This window comes from Bartonella sp. AP3QHHD (assembly GCF_042195765.1).
In the GTDB taxonomy this organism is placed as follows: domain Bacteria; phylum Pseudomonadota; class Alphaproteobacteria; order Rhizobiales; family Rhizobiaceae; genus Bartonella.
Genome location: NZ_JBHIPC010000093.1, coordinates 1 through 2,776, shown reverse-complemented (window position 1 = coordinate 2,776; position 2,776 = coordinate 1). Strand labels below are relative to the sequence as shown.

General features: G+C 37.2%; 5 protein-coding genes. 4 read left to right on the top strand and 1 reads right to left on the bottom strand.

Going from position 1 to position 2,776, the window contains the following annotated elements:
• Positions 1-156: 156 nt before the first annotated feature.
• From ACFIL7_RS08065 to ACFIL7_RS08050, 4 genes are all read left to right on the top strand, one after another.
• Complete coding sequence (locus ACFIL7_RS08065) at positions 157-471, top strand: type II toxin-antitoxin system RelE/ParE family toxin (protein ID WP_375634175.1); 315 nt, start codon at positions 157-159, stop codon at positions 469-471.
• A gap of 16 nt (positions 472-487) precedes the next feature.
• On the top strand, positions 488-784 hold the full coding sequence (locus ACFIL7_RS08060; protein ID WP_004861504.1) for a HigA family addiction module antitoxin: 297 nt from the start codon (positions 488-490) through the stop codon (positions 782-784).
• A gap of 409 nt (positions 785-1,193) precedes the next feature.
• Positions 1,194-1,457: a type II toxin-antitoxin system RelB/DinJ family antitoxin gene (locus ACFIL7_RS08055; protein WP_375612164.1), complete on the top strand. Its 264-nt coding sequence runs from the start codon at positions 1,194-1,196 to the stop codon at positions 1,455-1,457.
• A complete protein-coding gene (locus ACFIL7_RS08050) occupies positions 1,444-1,725 on the top strand; it encodes a type II toxin-antitoxin system YafQ family toxin (RefSeq protein ID WP_375634173.1) in 282 nt (93 codons plus the stop codon). The genes ACFIL7_RS08055 and ACFIL7_RS08050 overlap by 14 nt, the downstream gene beginning before the upstream one ends.
• A gap of 44 nt (positions 1,726-1,769) precedes the next feature.
• On the opposite strand, the gene ACFIL7_RS08045 is transcribed toward ACFIL7_RS08050, so the two are convergent.
• A complete protein-coding gene (locus tag ACFIL7_RS08045; RefSeq protein ID WP_375634171.1) occupies positions 1,770-2,282 on the bottom strand; it encodes an antA/AntB antirepressor family protein in 513 nt (170 codons plus the stop codon).
• Between the last annotated feature and the right edge of the window lie 494 nt (positions 2,283-2,776).

The following is a 2,776-nucleotide window of genomic DNA, read 5'->3' as shown; positions in this document are numbered from 1 at the left end:
CTGTCTTTATCCGAGAAACCACTGCATTATGTGAAACACCCATCTTCTTCGCAAACGCACGAACCGATAGACCCTTACGATGCTTCTTTGTCATTGCCATCTCTTTTACTAAATATTTTTCAACATTCATCCTTTTCTTTAGATTGGTATCATGATATGATACATAAAAGAGTGAATGAAGGTGATTTGGTGATTGAATCTTTTGCTGATAAGCGGTGTAAAGATCTTTTAGAAGGTAATCCGCCTAAAGGTTTTCCAACAACTCTAGTACGTATAGCCCAAAGAAAATTGTTTATGCTCGATAAAGCGGTTGATCTTAAAGATTTACGCAGTCCTCCAGGAAATCGTTTAGAAGCATTGAAAGGAGAGCGTAAAGGTCAATATTCTATTCGTATTAATGACCAGTTTCGTATTTGTTTTGAATGGCGCTCTAATGGCGCTTATGAAGTTGAAATCGTAGATTATCATTGATCTGTAGGAGGTCGAGATGAAAAATTATATTGCTATTCATCCCGGAGAAATTTTACGAGAGGAATATTTAAAAGAATATGCTCTCTCTGCTTATGCCCTTGCAAAAGCATTAAATGTTCCACGCACGAGAATAGAACGTATTGTTGCTGAAAATAGTCCGGTGACTCCCGATACTGCTCTCAGATTAGCCTATTTTTTTGATACTACTGCTGAATTTTGGCTCAACATGCAAGCTGCTTATGACGTTAGTATATTACAAACTGAAAAAGCAGACGAATTTGCCAAAATCAATAAATTTGAATGTAGGGTTTAATGATCTTTCCACTCATGAAGTTTTAAGACGTAACAGATAATTGACGATCCGGTATAATCGAGTGTATATTCCGATATGCAAACGGATACGCTCCAAGTCACACGAGAATTATTGGTTTTCAAAAAAACTTTAAAATAAGATGCGGCTACACAAAAGAAGATTTGGAAGCCGTGGATTCTCCACCATTGACAGATGAAGAACTTGCACGTCTAAAGCCAGCTAAAGATGTTTTACCACCCTCCTTCTTTAAATATGTAACAAAAGAACGCCGTAAACGTGGGTAAAAGTCTTAAAAAAGCAAGCGGTTGTTAAGCCAAACGATCTCGCCACTCTAAAAAATGTGCTTTACAGTTGAAATTAAACTTCAATTGTATTACATTGAAATACAGTTACAAGAGGAGAAATCATTATGGCTGCCAGTCGCATGGTTCAAGCGCGTGTACCAGAAGAAATTCAAAATATCGCTAGTCAAGTTATTCAAGCGTCAGGTTTATCAGTAAGTGATGTTGTGAGAGTGTTGATGACGCGTATTGCACAAGATAAAGCTATTCCGTCCTTCTTGTTTCAACCTAATGCGGAAACTATAGCGGCTTTTGCAGAACTAGAGGAAGGTAACTTAAAAAAGTTTCATTCCGTAGACGAATTATTTGATGATCTCTATGCGGACGATTGAACGTACCACTATCTTCAAACGTGATTTCAAGCGTGAAATGAAAGGACGGTATCGGCATCTTTTAGATACTGATTTGCGCCAAATCATTGCAGCATTAGCAAATGACCAGCCTTTAGAACCTCGATATTATGACCATGCATTAACTGGGAATTGGAGCAATTATCGAGATTGCCATATTCGACCTGACTTAGTATTGATTTATCGCTTGATTGGTCAAGATCGATTGATTTTAGTGCGTCTGGGCTCCCATTCAAAACTTGATCTTTAAACCACCTCCCCATTTTGAGAACGGGGAAGGAAGATGTTTTAAGTCTAAGCTACTTTTGCAATCGGAGTCGCTAAAACTCGTTTAGCTTCTTTTGTAACTGATTTGTAATGATCAAGCTCTTTTTCGAGGTTATTTGCATCTAACAAACGTCTCATCACCAATCCTAAGATTTCTTCAACACCAGCAGTTTTTTTTAAACACTCATAAGAAAATAATTCATTATCAACAAATTGGCTTTTTAGTTTCTTCTCGCACTCAATAAAATAACGGCGTGCTTGACGTCCTTTCTCGTTACGTTCCACCATTGAGAGCTCTTTCGCCATGTCTAATGTGATGTGGTATTCTGTACTTGGACGACCGCTTTTAGGTTTTACTAAATTTTTAGTAAAACTCACAAAGTCCTTATTTTCTAGGAAACCATATTCTTTAATACGATTAATGATCCAATCGTTAAAACGAGATGTGACCTTCAAAAACATATGCAACTCACGTGCATTTACTGCTTGAACAGTTTCTTGATCAATTGTTTGTTCTGTAATTTTAATAAGAGTGTTCATAATGAACTCCTAGTTGTTAAGGTTTTCTATTGACATCCGAAGAGGATGCCGGGCGCTAGAAAACACGGCAACTAGCCCGTCGTTACGCCTTTCCCATAAAGGGTATTGTATAGCATAACCACACCCGACAATATTATTATATGCGTGTAGCATACAATGAGTCAAAGCTTTTAGTTTGCGGAAGATCAGTTATTTCGGCAACCAATCCGCTAGTTGTTTTCAGGTGTTTTCTAGGCACCTGATTCGAAGATACCTATTACTGTAGAATTGTCAAGTAATAAAAATTACTTTTTGCTAAGAAAACGTTTCACATACTGTACAGTGTACATATTGAAATTGTTATTTATCAATAAGTTAAGTGTACAATGTACAGTCAATTTGAAAATTCTGTCGCTAGCGATAGTTTGCGCTGTCCTGCCCCGCAACGAAGCCAACCCGCTGAGAAGTACCTTTTGCATTGATTTTATTGATTTTTTTATGAAAAAACAAAGCAT